The following is a 16,798-nucleotide window of genomic DNA, read 5'->3' as shown; positions in this document are numbered from 1 at the left end:
CAGGCCCGCTCAGTGGGCCGTCCACCCGCCGTCGAGCACCAGTGAGGTGCCGGTGACGAAGGAGGCCTGCGGGCCGCACAGGTACGCCATGGCCTCGGCGACCTCCTCGGGTTCGATGAGCCGTTTGACGGCGCTGTCCTTGAGGAGGACCTCGGCCGGCACGCGTTCCTCGGGGATGCCGTGCGCCCGTGCCTGGTCGGCGATCTGCTTCTCGACCAGTGGGGTGCGCACATAGGCGGGACTCACACAGTTCGAGGTGACCCCATGGGGCGCGCCCTCCAGCGCGGCGGTCTTGGACAGCCCCTCCAGACCATGTTTGGCGGCCACATAGGCCGACTTATAGGCGGAGGCGCGCAGACCATGGACGGAGGACACATTGACGATGCGGCCCCATCCCTGCCCGTACATGTGCGGGAGGGCGCCCCGGATGAGCCGGAACGGGGCCTCCAGCATGACGGTGAGCACCGTGTGGAAGACGTCCGGCGGGAACTCCTCGATGGGGCGCACCAGTTGCAGTCCGGCGTTGTTGACCAGGACGTCGGTGCCCGCGGCGGCGAGTTCGGCGGCGTCCAGGTCGGTGAGGTTGAGGACGTGCGGTTCGACCGTGCCGGCCAGGTTCCGGGCCCGCTCGGCGAGCTCGTCCAGGCCCGCGGCGTCCCGGTCCACGGCTCTCACCTTGGCCCCGGCGGCGGCGAGGCGCAGCGCGCAGGCACGGCCGATGCCGCCGGCGGCGCCGGTGACGAGGGCGGTGCGGCCGCCGAGGTCGAGCGAGGGGGCGTGGGAGCCGGGCAGGGCGCTGGGCGAGGTCATGGTCCGACCCTAAGCAGCGCCCCCACCAGGCCACATGTGCTCGCACCCCATACTTCATCCAAGACTCGTGGGTTCAAACCATGTGGGTTCATCGGACAGGGCCTGCTTGAGCCGGACCAGCTGGTGCTCGTCCATCTTGGGCAGGGCGTCGACCTCGAACCAGCCGACCTGGAGGGATTCGTCGTCGTTGACGCGTGCCTCGCCACCGACGGCCCGGCAGCGGAAGGTGATGTCCATGAACTGGCAGATGTCGCCGTTGCCGTAGGTGATCTGCTTCCCGGCCCTCACCATGACGACCCGCTCGGCGACACACCGTACGGCGGACTCCTCGTACACCTCCCGCTCGGCGCAGGCGGCGGGCTGCTCTCCAGGGTCGGGGATGCCGGAGAGCAGCGCCCACTTGTGGTTGTCCGCGCGCTGTCCCAGCAACACTCTGCCCCGGTCGTCGAAGACGACGGCGCTGACGCCGGGAAGCCACAGCAACTGGTGGCCCGCCGAGGCCCGGACGGTGCGGATGAAGTCAGGAGTAGCCATGTGCTCGACCCTAACGGGCCGGTCGGATCACACCACTGGAGCGCCCGGGGCGCAGGTGGCGTGCTCGGTCACGCGTCGGCGTTGCGCCGGCCGCGCAGGCCCGCCCCGATCGCCCAGCCGAGGCCGCCCGCGGCGACCAGCACGAGGGCCATCTCGGGCAGGATCCCCAGCTCGGTGGCGGGGGTCTCGGAGGAGCGCAGCGGGATCTTCTGGACGAGGTAGGCGGGCACGAACATGCCGGTCTTCTGCGTGATCTTCCCGTCCGGCATGATCACCGCGCTGACACCGCTGGTCACCGGCACGGTCACGGTCCGGCTGTGCTCGACGGCGCGGATGCGGGACATGGCGAGCTGCTGGTAGGTCATCTCGCTGCGGTCGAAGGTCGCGTTGTTGCTCGGCACCGAGATCATCTGGGCGCCGTGGGTGACGGTGTCCCGCACGGCCCAGTCGAAGGCGGCCTCATAGCAGGTGGCGAGGCCGACCTTGGCGCCGTCGATGTCGAAGACGCCCGGCTGGGTACCCCTGCTGAAGTCCTGGCGCACCATGCTGGTCCAGTCCTTGTTGATCGCCCCGAGGAGCGGGCGCAGCGGGAGGTACTCGCCGAACGGCTGGACCTGACGCTTGTCGTACGTCTGCGTGGCTCCCTTGACCGGGTCCCACAGGATCTGCTCGTTGAGCAGCTTGCCGTCCTTCTCGACGACGCCGCCGACCGAGATGGGCACGCCGATCGCCCTGGCCGCTTCGTCGATGACCACGGCCGCGTCGGCGTTGGCGAAGGGATCGACGTCGGAGGAGTTCTCCGGCCACAGCACGAAATCGGGCTTGGGGACCTTGCCCGCCTTGACGTCGGCGGCCAGCTTCAGCGTCTCGCGCACGTGGTAGTCGAGCACGGCGCGCCGCTGCGCGTTGAACTCGAGGCCGGAGCGCGGCACATTGCCCTGGATGACGGCGACCGTCGCCGTGCCGTCCTCGGCCTTGTCGCTCACCAGCCCCCGGGCGGCAACCGCGCCCGCCACCGGGACCGCCACGCTCAGCAGGGCCGCGGCGGCAACTCCCCCGCGGAGGGCCCGGGTACGGCGGCCCTCGGCGGCGAGGCGTCCGGCCTCGTACAGCCCGAATCCGCACAGCACGACCGCGAAGCCGAGCACCGGGGTGCCGCCGACCGCGGCGAGCGGCAGGAAGACGCCGTCCGCCTGACCGAACGCGATCTTGCCCCAGGGGAAGCCATGGAAGGGCACGCGCGCGCGTACGGCCTCTCCTGCAGTCCACACCGCGGCGGCCCAGACCGGCCAGGCGGGCAGCTTCGACAGCGCGGCGACGCCCACGGCGACGAGGGCGATGAAGACCGCCTCCACCGCGACCAGCGCGAGCCAGGGCCCGGAGCCGACCTCGACACCGGTCCACACCAGCAGGGGCAGCAGAAAGCCGAGGCCGAAGAGGTAGCCCAGGCCCAGAGCCGCCTTCCACGTACGCCCGCGCAGCAGCCAGGCGAACCCGGCGAAGGCGGGCAGGGCCAGCCACCACAGGGTGCGCGGCGGGAAGCTGACGTACAGCAGCACGCCGCACAGGACGGAGGCGGCAGCCAGGACCAGGCGCCGGAGCCAGGCCGTGCGCGCGCTGGGCGCGGGCTGGGGCTCGAGTTGATCGGGCTGATCCACGGGAGGTGCGGTGACGGTCACTCGGGGAGTGTAAGGCGGGTGACCTTGCCGCCGACAGCGCGGTCCGCGGGGTGGTACCGGCACCTGCGCCGGCCCGGTGGCCACGCCGTTCCTGCGCGACTCGTCCACAAAAAGGTCATCAGCCGTTACCGTGTCCCGGAGTCCGCGCGGTGGGGCCGGTCACAACCCGCACGCGGCTTCTGCCACAGGTCGGGGGACCAGAGGGGCGACGGGGTGGGGTCGACGGGGATGGCGTCCGCGCTGGGCGCAGATACGGACAGCGACAGACGAAACGTTTCTGACGCGGCGGGCGTCGTCGTGCTCGGGGCCTGTGCCGTGTGGTCCCTCGTCACCGCGGCGGCGCACGACGGCCGCCCCGAGGGCGTCCTGCTCGCGGTGCTCGCGCTGGCCGCCGGCTATGCCTCGGGCCGGATCTCCGGTGCGCTGCTACCGGTCGCGGCGTCCGGCGCGGCAGCACTGGCCGGGCTCGGCCTCGCCGTGGCCATGCCGAAGGTGGCCCCGGGGCCCCAGTTCACCACCCCGCTCGGCCATTCGGGTGCCACCGCCGCGCTGCTGACGCTGGCAACCGGTGCCGCGTGCTGCGCCGCCTGGGCCGCCGCCGCGCCCGCGCTGCGTCTCGCCCTGCGCACGCTGGCCGCGGGGATCGTGGTGACAGCCGCCGCCGTGGGCTCGGCCACCGGATGCGCGCTGGGCGCCGCGGTCCTGCTGTGCTCGCTCGTCGCCGGCCGCATCCGCCGCCGCGGCCTCGGCATCCTCGGCATGGCGCTGACGGCAGCCCTGGTGACAGGCGTGACCTGGGCCGTCGCCGGGAACGTCCTGCCGGACGGCCTCAGCGACTCCTTCGAGGGCCGGCTGACCCCGCGCCGTGTCCAGCTGTGGCACGACGCCCTGCACCTGGCGCGCCAGGACCCGGTCCTCGGCATCGGCCCCGGCCGGTTCGGCGAGCTCAGCGCCGGCGCCCCGCAGACGCTCCTGCCCGACGGCAAGCCGCACTCCGCGCCGCTCCAGCAGGCCGCCGAACAGGGACTCGTCGGCGTGGTCCTGCTCGCGACGGCGTTCTGCTGGGTCCTGTACGCCCTGTGGCGCACGGCACGCCCCACCCCGGTCGCGCTCACCGCGGGTGCGGCCCTGACCGCGCTGGCGGCACTCGCGGCGGTCGGCAACGCGCTGAGCTTCACGACGGTGTCGGTGGGCGCGGGGCTGCTGGCCGGACTGGCCACGGCACGCCCGTTCGTGAGTGACCACCGGCGGGCCGAACCGGAGTGACGAGGCGGTCCCGGAGAGGGTCAGCGTGCGGTACCCGTCGCGGTGCTGCGCAGCCGGTCCTTGATCACGCGTACCGCCGACTCGGCGTTGTCCACAGTGATGGTGAACGTATGGCCGTCCCAGAGCCGCAGTACGACGCCCTCGCCCTTGCGCACGACGACCGCGGTGCCCTTCTCGGGACGCCAGCGGTACCCCCAGCCGCCCCAGTTGCGCGGATTGACCTGCGGCGCGAACTCGGCACCGACGACCTGGCTGAGCGGAATGCGGCGGCGCGGCACACCAATGTGGCCGCAGCGCACCTCGAGGCACTCCTCGTCGAGCTTCAGGTCCACGTGCACGAACGAGAGGGTGCCGAAGAGGACCAGCAGCCCGGCCGCGATACAGCCGACGACGGACATGACCAGCGCGACGATGCCGGACGTCCAGGCGGAGGCCACGGCGAGCTCGATGCCGAGCGCCATGCAGGCCGCACCGACGAGCGCCAGCAGCCACTGGACCCGATTGGTGGCCCGTCCGGTCCACACCTCGGCGGGCTTGGCGTTCTCGTTCTTGTCAAGGGGGTCATGGGGGTGGTCCCTCATGCTTATGAGACTACTCAGGTTTCGCTGCGCCGGTACCGCGTTGCGGAGGGTAACCGCGTTCGGTGGCCGCGAACCGCACCGCGGGTGTCCGTCCGGCGGCGGGTGGTCAGCGGGCTGGGCTGACGGCGGGCAGCAGCCTGCCCTCGGCGTAATTCAGCGCGGGAACGGGCAGCTCGCCCTCGCGCCCGCTCAGCAGCACCGTCAGGGTGCCCACGACCGGGGCCTCGGGGGCGGGCTGCTCGCCGATGCGGCGCAGTGCCTGCGCGGCCACCGCTCCGGCGGAGCCGTGCAGGACCAGCGGCGGGGCGTCGGGGCACTGCACGGCCGCGCGGATACGTTCCACCACCAGCTCGTAGTGGGTACAGCCGAGGACGACGGTCGTCACTTCATCGGGGGTCAGCTCGGCAGCCGCGGCGACAGCGGCGTCGATGGCCGCCTCGTCCGCGTGTTCCACAGCCTCGGCGAGCCCCCAGCAGGGCACCTCGGTGACGGGCACGCCGTCGGCGAACTGCTCGATGAGTCCGCGCTGGTAGGGACTGCCCGTGGTGGCGGGCGTCGCCCAGATGGCGAAGGGACCGCCGCCGGCCGCGGCCGGCTTGATCGCCGGGACCGTGCCGATCACGGGGACGCCGGGCTCCAGGCGGGCGCGCAGGGCGGGCAGGGCGTGCACGGTCGCCGTGTTGCAGCCGACGATGAGGGCGTCGGGCCGGTACGCCGCCGCGGCCTCGGCGACGGCGAGGGCCCGGCCGGTGAGGTCCTCGGGAGTGCGCGGTCCCCAGGGCATGCCGTCGGGGTCCAGGGAGAGGACGAGATCCGCGTCCGGGCGCAGGCGCCGTACCGCGGCGGTGGCCGCCAGCAGACCGATTCCGGAGTCCATGAGCGCGATCTTCACCCGGCCACGATAGACGATGGCCCTTTGGCGCACCGGCCCGGTGGGGCAGACTGCGCGGGTGAGCGCCATCGTGTGGACCGCCGCCGTATCACTCGCCGCCTGGCTGTGGCTGCTGCTGTGCCAGGGCTACTTCTGGCGCACGGACGTCCGGCTGCCACCGCGCCTGGACCCGGTCGACTGGCCGTCCGTCTGTGTCGTCGTACCGGCGCGCGACGAGGCCGCCGTCCTGCCGGAGAGCCTGCCGTCACTGCTGGCACAGGACTACCCGGGGCGGGCCGAGGTCTTCCTGATCGACGACGGCAGCACGGACGGCACCGGGGAGCTCGCCCGTGAACTGGCGGCACGGCACGGCGGGCTCCCGCTCACCGTGGACTCCCCCGGCGAGCCGCCCGCGGGCTGGGCGGGCAAGCTGTGGGCGGTGCGCCACGGCATCGCGCTGGCACGCGCGCGTGAGCCCGAGTATCTGCTCCTGACGGATGCGGACATCGCCCATGCCCCGGACAGCCTGCGGGAGCTGGTGGCCGCGGCGCGCACCGGGGGCCTCGACCTGGTGTCGCAGATGGCCCGGCTGCGGGTGGAGAGCCTGTGGGAGCGGCTCGTGGTGCCGGCCTTCGTCTATTTCTTCGCCCAGCTGTATCCGTTCCGGTGGATCGGCCGTAAGGAGGCGCGGACGGCGGCGGCGGCGGGCGGTTGTGTGCTGCTGCGCGCCGATACGGCGTACAGGGCGCGGATTCCCGATGCCATCCGGCAGGCCGTCATCGACGATGTGGCGCTCGCCCGGGCCGTGAAGGGCGGCGGGGGTCACATCTGGCTGGGGCTGGCCGAGCGGGTGGACAGCGTGCGTCCGTATCCGCGGCTGCACGACCTGTGGCGGATGGTCTCGCGCAGCGCGTACGCGCAGCTGCGGCACAGTCCGGTGCTGCTCCTCGGCACGGTCGCCGGGCTGGCGCTGGTGTACCTGGTGCCGCCCGCGGCGGTGGTGGCGGGCGCGGTCACGGGAGATCCGGCCGCCGCCGTCACCGGCGCTCTGGCGTGGCTCGTGATGACGGCGACGTACGTCCCGATGCTCCGCCACTACCACCAGCCGCTGTGGCTCGCTCCCCTGCTGCCGTTCACCGCGTTCCTGTATCTCCTCATGACGGTCGACTCGGCGGTGCAGCACTACCGGGGGCGCGGGGCGGCCTGGAAGGGACGTACGTACGCCCGTCCCGACGCCGTGCCCGACGAGGGCTGAGCGTGCGCTACTTGCGGCCGGGGGTCCAGTTCATGCCCCACCCGTAGGCCCGGTCTATCGTGCGCTGCGGACTGACCCCGCGCTCCGGGACCAGATAGCGCGCCTCCCGCTGGACGACAAGGTCCCCGCCGGTGTTGGTGATCAGGGCGAGCGCGCACACGGTCGAGGGGACCGTGCACTCGTCGAGCGAGAAGTCGACGGGGGCGCCGTGCTGGGGCTGGAGGGTGACCGTGGCGTGCAGGTCGGCGAAGGACGTTGCGCCTTCGTAGATGGTCACGAAGACGAGGATGCGCCGGAAGTCCTGCCGGTGGTCGAGGTTGACGGTGAGGTTCTCACCGCTCGCCACGGCGCCGGTGCGGTCGTCGCCGTCGAGGTGGATGTACGGCGGGCGGTGCAGCGATCCGAAGGCGTTGCCGAGGGCCTGTACGACGCCTTTGGCGCCGTCGGCGAGTTCGTAGAGGGCGCACAGGTCGAGGTCGAGGTCCCGGTAGGTCGCGGCCCGTTTGGCACCCCAGCCGGAGAACTGTTTGCGCACTTGCCAGTTGAGGTTCACACGCAGGGCTCCGGACGTTCCCCCCTGTTTGGCCAGCGAGACGGACGGGGCGGCCTTGGTGAGCGTCACTTTGCTGAGGCGGACGGGCTGCGCGGAAGGCGCCTGCGGCGGGGGCAGCGGGACCGGCGGGCCGACCGGGGGCGGCACGGTGACCGGAGGTGAGACCGGCGGCGGCGGTGAGACGGTCACGGGGGGTGAGACGGGCGGCGGGACGAGCGGCGGGGCCGCGTGCTGCGGCTCGTCGACGGTGATCCCGAAGTCCGTGGCCAGGCCCTCCAGTCCGCTGCTGTAACCCTGGCCCACGGCGCGGAACTTCCAGGCGCCCTGGCGGCGGTAGAACTCGCCGAGGACGAACGCCGTCTCCACCGTGGCGCCGGGGTTGTCGAAACGGGCGACCGAGCCGCCGTGCGCCGCGTCCTTGACCTCGACGTACAGGCCGGGGACCTGGCCGAACGACCCGCCGTCCGCCGAGGCTGCGAGGACCACCCGCTCGACGGCGCTCTCGACGCGCGCGAGATCGACGAAAAGGGTGTCGGTCACGCGCCCCTGGGAGTCCCGCTTGCCCTCGTGCCGGACCGCGCCGGAAAGATGCGCCGGCTGGTTGTAGAAGACGAAGTCGCCGTCGGAGCGAACCTTTCCCGCCACCAGGAGCAGCGCCGAAGCGTCCGCGTCCGGGACGCCCGGTCCGGAGCGCCAGCCCAATTCGACGCGCAGGGCCGTCGTCGGCACCGGCGTATTCGATCCTTTCGACATTGACATGTCCGCCCCCATCACGTGTCAGCGCGGCAGGCCGCACACCGGCCGCCGATTGCCGTCCATCCCTACCCGTCCAACCTATTGCCGGGGCGCCCGAACTCCCATGGGCGGCGCAGGAAGATCGCTGGCCAACCCCTGGTAACCCGCCGGGAACTCGCCCTTTACACGATCCGAACGCGCACCGCCGCCCCTTTTTGCCGAGTTCGCTCGGATTGGGGATCCCGCGTCACTGCCGACACGGAAAACAACCCTCTTATCGGTCTCCCCAACCAGCACATCGTGGGCTTAACTTATGTGCCATGACCTCCCCCCGCTCCACTTATGGCGGCGGCTACTACTCCGCCTCCTTCCCGGACACTCCGATCTACGACTCACTCGTGGCCGAGCGGGGCACCCCGCAGATCGCCCCGATCCGGGTCCCCTCCGCGTACGACATGCCGGTCAGCAACCTGCCCGCGCTGCCGTCGGCACTGCCTGCCCTCCCGGCGGGTCCGTCCCACCACGCTCCCTCCTACGGCTACCCGCAGGTCCCGCAGCCCGCTCCGCTGCAGCAGGCGCCCACCGCCTACATCCCGCAGCAGGCCGCCGCCCCGCGCGGCTACGCCGCTCCGCAGCAGATGCAGCAGCCCCAGCGGCCGATGCCTCAGGGCACCGGCTACGAGGCGATGCGCCCCGCGGCTCCCCGGCCCGCTCCGGCTCCCTACCAGGACCCGTACAACAACCAGCAGTACCGCGGCTACTGAGCGGCCTCCCCTGATGTCGGTGCCACCTGGCACGATGACGTCATGGGGAATGCCGTACTGCAGTCGATCCACGTCCATCCGGTCAAGGCGTTCCGTGGTGTCTCGCCGCGGGAAGCCGTGGTGGAGCCCTGGGGGCTGGCCGGAGACCGGCGCTGGGTGCTGATCGACGACGGGGGAAAGGTCGTCACACAGCGTGAACAGCCACGCCTCGCGCTGGCCGCCGCCGAGCTCGTGCCCGGCGGCGGCATCCGGCTGTCCACACCCGGGCGGGATCCCGTGACGGTGCCGGTTCCGGAACCGTCGTGCACAGTGACGGTGAACATCTTCGGCACCAAGGTGGAGGCGGTTCCCGCCCCGGATGCGGCGCACGCCTGGTGCGGTGACCATCTCGGTCTCGACGTCCGCCTCGTCCACATGGACGACCCTGCCACCCGCCGCCCGGTCGATCCGGACTACGCGCTGCCCGGCGAGACGGTGAACTTCGCCGACGGCTACCCGCTGCTCGTCGCCACGACCGCGTCCTTGGACTCCCTGAACTCGCTGCTGGCCCAGGGCGATCACGCCGCCGAGGGCCCGCTGCCCATGAACCGCTTCCGGCCGAACGTGGTCGTGGCCGGCACGGACGCCTGGGCCGAGGACGACTGGTCCCGCATCTCGATCGGCGACGTCGAGTTCCGGGTCGCCAAGATGTGCGGGCGATGCGTCGTGACCACGACCGACCAGGCCACCGCCGAGCGCGGCAAGGAGCCCCTGCGCACGCTGGCGCGGCACCGCAGGTTCGGCAGCCAACTGGTCTTCGGCCAGAACCTGGTGCCCCGGTCCACCGGCACGATCCGGGTGGGCGACCCGGTGCGCGTCCTCGAGTAGCGCTTCGGTCCGTGACCGCGTCCTGTGCGCCGGGGAGGGAACTTCCGTGAGCGGGGGAACCGGACGTGAGGGCCCGGTCGTTGGGATGTCGTGCGGAGTTCATGAGAGGACCCGGTCAGAGGTGCGGAGGTGATTTCGCTCTCTCTTCGGCCCGACTCCCGCGTGAACGGCACGGCCCGGGGATATCACGGATCCGGAAGGGGGGTGTGGGACGGTGCGAGCAATCGGCGGTCTGTGGCGCTGGCGGCGCAACCCCCTGCGCCGTACGACCGATCTGGCCGAGTCCTGGGTCGCACTCGTGGCGCTGCTGCTGATCGTGGTGGTCGCGCCCGTGATCGGCTCGCTCGTCGGTTCCGCGGCGCAGGACTTCTTCCAACGGTCCGTGCGCGAACAGCGGCACACCCGTCACCTCGTCACGGCGACGGTGGTGCGCAAGCTGGACGGCGGCGTGCTGGACCCGGACCCCGACTCGACCGCCTCGCACGACACCCGCAGCCGCGTCCTCGCCGACTGGACCACTCCGGACGGCACCCGGCAGCACGGCCCGGTACTGACCAACCTCAAGTCCCCGCACCAGGGCGACCACTTCAGACTCTGGACGGACCCGCACGGCCGCATGGTCAGCCGCCCGCTGGACTCCGAGACGGCGACGACGCACGCCGTGCTCGCCGGATTCGGCGTGGCGGCACTGACGGCCGGCCTGGTCGAAGGCACCAGACGGATGATCGTCTGGCGCATGGTCCGCCGCCGGTACGCCCGTTGGGACCAGGCCTGGGACAAGGCGGGCCCGGACTGGGGCAAGGCAGGCACCGGCAGCTGACGGCCTTACGGCTCTGGTCAACCCACCGCCCGCGCGCACGCTACGGTGGACCGGCCGAGGGCATTCGGCATCGACCCGCGTACCACGAGGTGGGGGCACAGCAGCGCCATGGCACAGGGCACGGTCCAGGTGACGCACACCGGTACATCGCGGTGGCGGCGCCGCACGGGTGAGTACGCGTCGCTGGCCGCCGCTCTGGAGGCCGCGGCCGACGGCGACGTCCTCACCGTCGCTCCCGGTACCTACCGGGAGAACCTCGTCGTCCAGCGGGCGGTGACCCTGCGCGGCCCCGAGGGCTCGCCCGGCTCGGTGCGCATCGCACCCGTGGACGGGGTGCCGCTGACCGTGCGTGCCTCCGCGGTGGTGCAGGACCTGCATGTGGAGGGCCAGGACGCGGCCGCGCCCGCACTGCTCGTCGAAGAGGGCGCGCCGGAGCTGACGGACCTGCGCGTCGTCACCCGGTCCGCCGCAGGCATAGAGGTGCGCGGCGGCGCACGCCCGACCGTGCGGCGCTGCACCGTGGACAACCCTGCCGGCATCGGCATCGCCGTAATCGACGGCGGCGGTGGGGTGTTCGAGGACTGCGAGGTCATGGCGGCTGGCCAGTCGGGTGTCGCCGTGCGCGGCGGCGGGCATCCGCGTCTGAACCGCTGCCGGGTGCATCACGCCTCGGGCGCGGGTCTGATGGTGACGGGCGAGAACTCCGCGCTGGAAGCGGTGGGTTGCGAGGTCTACGAGGTGCGGGGCTCCGGCGCCCAGGTCACCGCGCGGGCCACGGCGCATCTCACCGACTGCGATGTGCACCGTACGACCGCGGACGGCGTCACGCTCGACACGGACGCCGTGGTCACCCTGGCCGACTGCCGCATCCACGACATCCCGGAGAACGCGGTCGATCTGCGGTCCCGTTCGGTGCTCACGCTGACCCGGACGACGGTGCGTCAGTTCGGGCGCAACGGCCTGTCGGTGTGGGACCCGGGGACCCGGGTGGACGCCAACCAGTGCGAGATCTTCGACAGCACCGGTGACTATCCGGCGGTGTGGGTGAGCGACGGCGCCACCGCGGTGCTCGACTCCTGCCGGGTGCACGACGTGCCGGACGCGCTGTTCGTGCTGGACCGCGGCTCCCGCGCGGACGTCGTCGACAGTGATCTGTCCCAGGTGCGCAACACCGCCGTGTCGGTCAGCGACGGCGCCACGGCACAGCTCGACGACTGCCGGATCCGGGACGCGGCCACGGGTGCCTGGTTCCGCGACCACGGCAGCGGCGGCACGCTCAACAACTGCACGGTGGACGGCACCCAGACCGGCGTGATCGTCACCAAGGGCGCCGACCCCACGATCGAGCGCTGCACCGTGCAGTCCCCCGCGGAGGCGGGCTTCTATGTGTCGGCGGGCGGCCGGGGCAGCTTCCTGGACTGCCGGGTGACGGGCAGCGGCGGCTACGGCTTCCATGTGATCGACGGCTGCCGTACGACGCTGAAGAAGTGCCGTACGGAGCGGTGCGCGCGCGGGGGTTACGAGTTCGCGGACGGCGGCGCGGATTCCGAATCCGGCACGGGGCCGATCGTGGAGGACTGCACCAGCGACGAGAGCGGTGGTGTCCGGCCGGCCGCGGCACGGGAGACGGCCGTGCAGGCGACGCCCCCCGCGGGCGGGCTGCTGGGCGCGATCCCCGGGCAGCGCAGCACCGAGCAGGAACCGATCGTCACCGCCGCCGTGCCGGAGAAGCCCGTACGGACCTCGACGGCCGTGCTGGGTGAACTCGACGCGCTGGTCGGCCTGGAGAGCGTCAAGCGCGAGGTCCGTGCGCTGACCGACATGATCGAGGTGGGCCGGCGCCGTCAGCAGGCGGGTCTGAAGGCGGCGTCGGTCAAGCGGCATCTGGTCTTCACGGGCTCGCCCGGCACCGGCAAGACGACGGTCGCCCGGCTCTACGGCGAGATCCTCGCCTCCCTCGGGGTCCTTGAGAAGGGGCATCTCGTCGAGGTCTCCCGGGTCGACCTGGTCGGCGAGCACATCGGCTCCACCGCGATCCGCACCCAGGAGGCCTTCGAACGGGCGCGTGGCGGTGTGCTGTTCATCGACGAAGCGTATGCGCTCTCGCCGGAGGACGCCGGGCGCGACTTCGGCAAGGAGGCCATCGACACGCTGGTGAAGCTGATGGAGGACCAGCGGGACGCGGTGGTGGTGATCGTCGCGGGCTACACGGCCGAGATGGAGCGCTTCCTGTCCATCAACCCGGGTGTGGCGTCCCGCTTCTCACGGACCATCACCTTCGGCGACTACGCCCCGGACGAACTGCTGCGGATCGTGGAACAGCAGGCCGACGAGCACGAGTACCGGCTGGCGCCGGGCGCGTCCGAGGCGCTGCTGAAGTACTTCACGGCGATCCCCAAGGGCCCCGCCTTCGGCAACGGCCGCACCGCCCGGCAGACCTTCGAGGCGATGGTGGAGCGGCACGCCGGCCGGGTCGCCCAGGTCACCGAGCCGACCACGGACGATCTGACCCTGCTGTTCCCGGAGGACCTGCCGGACCTGCCCTGACCCGACTGCCCGGGTCTAGGACGCCGGTTCCGGCCGCTGCCCCGGCACCTCCGGGCGCAGTCGCTCCAGCAGGTGCTCGCGTTCCCGGGCGAAGACCGGGTCCGCCTGGTAGTCGGAGTGGCCCAGGATCGGTGCGGGCAGCGGATGCCGGGCGGTGCGGCCGTAGGCGAGGGGATCCTTGAGGGGCTCGTGGTCCACTTCCGGGCCGCAGTCGCCGGGGAGGCGGACCGGGCCGCCGATCGGGTCGGTCAGGCGGTACAGATTGCGCCAGCACGCGACCTCGCGGTGCAGGGAGCTGAGCGCGACGGGTCCGAAGTGGGCCGGGAACCAGCGGCCGTACAGGCGCTCCAGCGGCGAGCCGTAGGTGAGCAGGGCGACCCGCCCCCGCACGGAGGGTTTCAGCTGCCAGGCCGCCGCCGCGGCGAGCACGCTGCCCTGGGAGTGCCCGGAGATCACCAGACGGCCGCCGGTGCGCCGCGTCCAGGTGGCCATACGCCAGGTCAGGTCGGGCACCGCGCGTTCTGCGTAGCAGGGCGGGGCGAAGGGGTGGGCGGCGCGCGGCCAGAAGGTGCCGACGTCCCAGAGGATGCCGATGGTGCGCCGCGCGGAGGCGTCCTTGTAGGCGCGCCGGCCCCAGGTGACGAACAGGATGAAGCCGAGGCCCACCAGCCAGGAACCGAGCGCCTGGGCGGTCTGGGCGGCGCCGTGTACGACGGGGTACGTGTCCTTGGCCGCGTCGTCGGGGGTCCTGCCGCTGGTCAGGCCGCCGACCAGCGCTCCGGCGCCCAGGAGCAGCGTGGCTGCGGAGACGACGGCGACGAGGAGCGGAGCTCGGTCGGTGAGGGCGGCCATCGCCCGAGTGCGTGCGATACGACGGGTGCGTGCCGGGTCCTCGGGCTCCTTCGGGTGGTCGCGTTCCACCGTGGTCCGCTCGGCTCGGCTGAGCTGCCAGGTGCGCCAGGACAGCCAGCCGATCAGGGCCAGCACCGCCACGAGGAGGGGCGGGATCACGGAGGCCTGCCAGGTCAGCAGCACGGGCGGTCCGTCGATGGAGGCACGGGTGCCGTCCAGCCAGTCGGCGACGCGCTGGGCGACGCCGCCCGACATCACGCCGCCCAGCGCGCAGGCGAGCAGGGCGACGGACGGGCCGCCGAAACCGTGCATCGCCGCGCGCGGGTCGCGGTGGGTGCCGTGCAGGAGGTGGGCGACCACACCGAGCGCGACGACCAGCGCGCCCTGGGCCAGCGCGAGGGTGCCGAAGGCGGTGTCCCCCGGCAGCCGGCCGGCCGAGTGCCAGCCGGGCCGCGACCAACCGGCGTACACGAGGGTGAGCAGGAGCAGAACGAGGGAGGCGAGCGGCAGTTGCCGTAGGAGTTGCTCGTCGAGCTGCTCGTCGAGACGGTTCTCGGTGCGGCCCCGGCGGCACACCACCCACACCACGAAGGCCGCCGCGGCGAGCAGCGCCCCGGCCACCAGCCAGCCCAGGACGTCGAGTACGGCCGACCCGCCCGGCCGCCGGTCGAAGTGCGCGGCCGGTGTCACGACCGCCGCCGCGACCGTGAGCAGGCCCGCCGCGGTGTGGGCGGCACGCAGCCGGGCCACCAGGCGGCGCCCGTACCAGAAGCCGGGCCGGCCCAGCGAGGTGCGGACGGTGTCGTCGTCCGGCTCGGACCCGTCGGTCATCGGCGGCTGGGACTCGTACGCGCTCCACGTGCGGTGGGAGAGGTACCAGAGCAGTCCGGTGAGCGCGGCCGGCACCAGCGCGGCCAGGGCGAGCCGGCGTCCGGGCATGCTCCACCAACCGTCGTCGGACACGGCGGGCGAGAGGAAGCCGAGCCAGGAGTGCCGCCGGGCGCAGGCTTCGACGCCGGCGCACTGCCAGGCCGCGAGGTCCAGCGCGACCTCGCAGGCCGCCGCGACGAGCAGCACCGTCAGGGTGAGTCCGGCGAGCCGCACGAGGAGGCCGTACAGGCGCACCGCGCGGCTCTGGTCGCGTGCCGAGGGGCGCATCCAGTGCGCCAGGTTGACCACCATGAAGGGCAGCAGCAACAGCCACAGGGCGCGTGCGGCGTTGCCGGAGGTGAGGTTGCACCAGACGTACGCCTCGGGGACCGGCCGGCCCCGGTAGTCCTGCGGCCTGTCCTCCGCGTCGACGTCCTCGGAGCGCCGGTAGACGGCGGCAGTGTCGTCGCCGGAGATCCGCACGGCGCGCGGATCGTCGAGCATCTCCTCGGGTGTGGTGCCGCCGACTCCGTGGACCAGAAGTTCCAGGTCGGTCTCCCCCTGCTGGGGCGGGGCGGTACGGCTCCCGGTCCCGCTGTCGGCAGCCGGTTCCTGCGCTCGTTCCACTGTTTTGCACTTCCCCCGTGACGCTCTGCGTGACTTGTTCGTGCGCGCATCAGGATCTCCGCTCGGGGCGGGGCGTACACCTCTCGTCACCGAATCTCCCCGTTCCGTGTGACAAACAGTGGGACGGGTGTTGTCCGAATGACATGTGCGCGTCGGTACGGGTGGTGGCGCAACCGGGACCAACCCGTGCGAAGATGGGACGCCCGCGCACCGGAGACGGGCGGAATGTCCTGGTCGGAGCCGGTGCGACGGGCGTGTCGGACGGCTGTGAGGCGAAAGGACCGGAGCGTACGTGAGTGAGAATCAGAACCTCCTCGCGGAGCAGCGCCGCGCCCTGATCGTGGACGAGGTCCGGCGCCGTGGCGGTGTCCGGGTCAACGAACTGACGCGCAAGCTCGGTGTGTCGGACATGACCGTGCGCCGTGATCTGGACGCGCTGGCCCGCCAGGGGGTCCTGGAGAAGGTGCACGGCGGTGCGGTGCCGGTGGTCGAGGCGAGCACGCACGAACCGGGCTTCGAGGCCAAGTCGGGGCTGGAGCTGAGCGCCAAGGAAGACATCGCGCGGGCCGCCGCCCAGTTGGTGACGCCGGGGACGGCGATCGCCCTGTCGGGTGGTACGACGACCTTCGCGCTGGCGCACCAGCTCCTGGAGGTGCCGGATCTGACGGTGGTCACCAACTCGGTGCGGGTCGCGGACGTCTTCCACGCGGCGCAGCGCACCTCGGGGCAGCGGCAGGGCGCGGCGACGGTGGTGCTGACCGGCGGGGTGCGCACGCCGTCCGACTCGCTGGTGGGGCCGGTGGCCGACCGGGCGATCGCGGTGCTCCACTTCGACCTGCTGTTCCTCGGCGTGCACGGCATATCGGTCGAGGCGGGGCTGTCGACGCCGAACCTCGCGGAGGCCGAGACCAACCGGCGGCTGGTGCAGTCGGCGCGGCGGGTCGTGGTGGTGGCCGACCACACCAAGTGGGGGACAGTGGGCCTGAGTTCGTTCGCGACGCTGGAGCAGATCGACACGCTGGTCACCGACGCGGGGATGCCGGAGGAGGCACGGGAGGAGATCTCCGAGCACCTCCGGCTGGTGGTGGCGGGCGAGGGTGCAGACATCTGACGGAACGCTGGCTAGGGTGCCCGGGTCAACCGCCCGGGGTCTCACGAGAGGGTTCG

The 16,798-nt window shown here is 72.4% G+C and carries 14 protein-coding genes; 7 read left to right on the top strand and 7 right to left on the bottom strand.

Annotation, left to right across the window (positions count from 1 at the left end; all coding sequences use genetic code 11):
- Nucleotides 1-9 precede the first annotated feature (9 nt).
- The 3 genes from ACFYXB_RS17325 to lnt form a co-directional block, all read right to left on the bottom strand.
- Nucleotides 10-810: a 3-hydroxybutyrate dehydrogenase gene (locus tag ACFYXB_RS17325; RefSeq protein ID WP_389582850.1), complete on the bottom strand. Its 801-nt coding sequence runs from the start codon at nt 808-810 to the stop codon at nt 10-12.
- A 54-nt stretch (nt 811-864) separates the two neighbouring features.
- Nucleotides 865-1,344 (bottom strand): NUDIX domain-containing protein, encoded by a 480-nt coding sequence (locus tag ACFYXB_RS17320; protein WP_351358773.1) that lies wholly within the window; start codon nt 1,342-1,344, stop codon nt 865-867.
- Nucleotides 1,345-1,412: 68 nt separating this feature from the next.
- Nucleotides 1,413-3,023, bottom strand: a complete 1,611-nt coding sequence (lnt, locus tag ACFYXB_RS17315; protein WP_389582846.1) for an apolipoprotein N-acyltransferase — start codon at nt 3,021-3,023, stop codon at nt 1,413-1,415.
- A gap of 228 nt (nt 3,024-3,251) precedes the next feature.
- On the opposite strand from lnt, the gene ACFYXB_RS17310 reads away from it, so the two are divergent.
- Nucleotides 3,252-4,289 (top strand): O-antigen ligase family protein, encoded by a 1,038-nt coding sequence (locus ACFYXB_RS17310; protein ID WP_389583177.1) that lies wholly within the window; start codon nt 3,252-3,254, stop codon nt 4,287-4,289.
- Nucleotides 4,290-4,309: 20 nt separating this feature from the next.
- Here ACFYXB_RS17310 and ACFYXB_RS17305 read toward each other — a convergent pair whose 3' ends face one another.
- Both ACFYXB_RS17305 and ACFYXB_RS17300 read right to left on the bottom strand, forming a co-directional pair.
- Nucleotides 4,310-4,870, bottom strand: a complete 561-nt coding sequence (locus ACFYXB_RS17305; RefSeq protein WP_389582843.1) for a hypothetical protein — start codon at nt 4,868-4,870, stop codon at nt 4,310-4,312.
- Between the two features lie 106 nt (nt 4,871-4,976).
- Nucleotides 4,977-5,762, bottom strand: a complete 786-nt coding sequence (locus ACFYXB_RS17300; protein ID WP_389582841.1) for a glutamate racemase — start codon at nt 5,760-5,762, stop codon at nt 4,977-4,979.
- Between the two features lie 16 nt (nt 5,763-5,778).
- On the opposite strand from ACFYXB_RS17300, the gene ACFYXB_RS17295 reads away from it, so the two are divergent.
- Nucleotides 5,779-6,996, top strand: coding sequence for a glycosyltransferase (locus ACFYXB_RS17295; RefSeq protein WP_389582838.1), 1,218 nt, complete (start codon nt 5,779-5,781; stop codon nt 6,994-6,996).
- 7 nt (nt 6,997-7,003) lie between these two features.
- On the opposite strand, the gene ACFYXB_RS17290 is transcribed toward ACFYXB_RS17295, so the two are convergent.
- Nucleotides 7,004-8,302 carry a TerD family protein gene (locus tag ACFYXB_RS17290; RefSeq protein ID WP_389582835.1) on the bottom strand — a complete coding sequence of 433 codons (1,299 nt, stop codon included), beginning with the start codon at nt 8,300-8,302 and terminating at the stop codon, nt 7,004-7,006.
- Between the two features lie 302 nt (nt 8,303-8,604).
- On the opposite strand from ACFYXB_RS17290, the gene ACFYXB_RS17285 reads away from it, so the two are divergent.
- The 4 genes from ACFYXB_RS17285 (at nt 8,605) to ACFYXB_RS17270 (ending at nt 13,282) form a co-directional block, all read left to right on the top strand.
- The gene (locus tag ACFYXB_RS17285; protein WP_389582832.1) at nt 8,605-9,048 is read left to right on the top strand and encodes a DUF6643 family protein; all 444 of its coding nucleotides are present in this window, start codon (nt 8,605-8,607) and stop codon (nt 9,046-9,048) included.
- Between the two features lie 42 nt (nt 9,049-9,090).
- Nucleotides 9,091-9,915: an MOSC domain-containing protein gene (locus ACFYXB_RS17280; RefSeq protein ID WP_389582830.1), complete on the top strand. Its 825-nt coding sequence runs from the start codon at nt 9,091-9,093 to the stop codon at nt 9,913-9,915.
- A gap of 214 nt (nt 9,916-10,129) precedes the next feature.
- Nucleotides 10,130-10,735 (top strand): hypothetical protein, encoded by a 606-nt coding sequence (locus ACFYXB_RS17275; RefSeq protein WP_389582827.1) that lies wholly within the window; start codon nt 10,130-10,132, stop codon nt 10,733-10,735.
- A gap of 108 nt (nt 10,736-10,843) precedes the next feature.
- Nucleotides 10,844-13,282: a right-handed parallel beta-helix repeat-containing protein gene (locus ACFYXB_RS17270; protein WP_389582825.1), complete on the top strand. Its 2,439-nt coding sequence runs from the start codon at nt 10,844-10,846 to the stop codon at nt 13,280-13,282.
- Between the two features lie 15 nt (nt 13,283-13,297).
- Here ACFYXB_RS17270 and ACFYXB_RS17265 read toward each other — a convergent pair whose 3' ends face one another.
- Nucleotides 13,298-15,631, bottom strand: a complete 2,334-nt coding sequence (locus tag ACFYXB_RS17265; protein ID WP_389582822.1) for a hypothetical protein — start codon at nt 15,629-15,631, stop codon at nt 13,298-13,300.
- Between the two features lie 292 nt (nt 15,632-15,923).
- On the opposite strand from ACFYXB_RS17265, the gene ACFYXB_RS17260 reads away from it, so the two are divergent.
- The gene (locus ACFYXB_RS17260) at nt 15,924-16,742 is read left to right on the top strand and encodes a DeoR/GlpR family DNA-binding transcription regulator (RefSeq protein ID WP_351358740.1); all 819 of its coding nucleotides are present in this window, start codon (nt 15,924-15,926) and stop codon (nt 16,740-16,742) included.
- The last annotated feature ends 56 nt before the right edge of the window (nt 16,743-16,798 follow it).

Origin of the sequence: Streptomyces sp. NPDC002619, assembly GCF_042889305.1 — a bacterium.
In the GTDB taxonomy this organism is placed as follows: Bacteria; Actinomycetota; Actinomycetes; order Streptomycetales; family Streptomycetaceae; genus Streptomyces.
Note: the sequence above shows the minus strand (reverse complement) of the source record. Positions and strands in the feature narration are given on the sequence as shown.

Bases quoted from the DNA above. Each gene is read 5' to 3' on its own strand.
- ACFYXB_RS17325 (WP_389582850.1), bottom strand. From the start codon at position 810: ATGACCTCGCCCAGCGCCCTGCCCGGCTCCCACGCCCCCTCGCTCGAC.
- ACFYXB_RS17320 (WP_351358773.1), bottom strand. From the start codon at position 1,344: ATGGCTACTCCTGACTTCATCCGCACCGTCCGGGCCTCGGCGGGCCAC.
- ACFYXB_RS17310 (WP_389583177.1), top strand. From the start codon at position 3,252: ATGGCGTCCGCGCTGGGCGCAGATACGGACAGCGACAGACGAAACGTT.
- ACFYXB_RS17305 (WP_389582843.1), bottom strand. From the start codon at position 4,870: ATGAGGGACCACCCCCATGACCCCCTTGACAAGAACGAGAACGCCAAG.
- ACFYXB_RS17295 (WP_389582838.1), top strand. From the start codon at position 5,779: ATGGCCCTTTGGCGCACCGGCCCGGTGGGGCAGACTGCGCGGGTGAGC.
- ACFYXB_RS17290 (WP_389582835.1), bottom strand. From the start codon at position 8,302: ATGTCGAAAGGATCGAATACGCCGGTGCCGACGACGGCCCTGCGCGTC.
- ACFYXB_RS17285 (WP_389582832.1), top strand. From the start codon at position 8,605: ATGACCTCCCCCCGCTCCACTTATGGCGGCGGCTACTACTCCGCCTCC.
- ACFYXB_RS17280 (WP_389582830.1), top strand. From the start codon at position 9,091: ATGGGGAATGCCGTACTGCAGTCGATCCACGTCCATCCGGTCAAGGCG.
- ACFYXB_RS17270 (WP_389582825.1), top strand. From the start codon at position 10,844: ATGGCACAGGGCACGGTCCAGGTGACGCACACCGGTACATCGCGGTGG.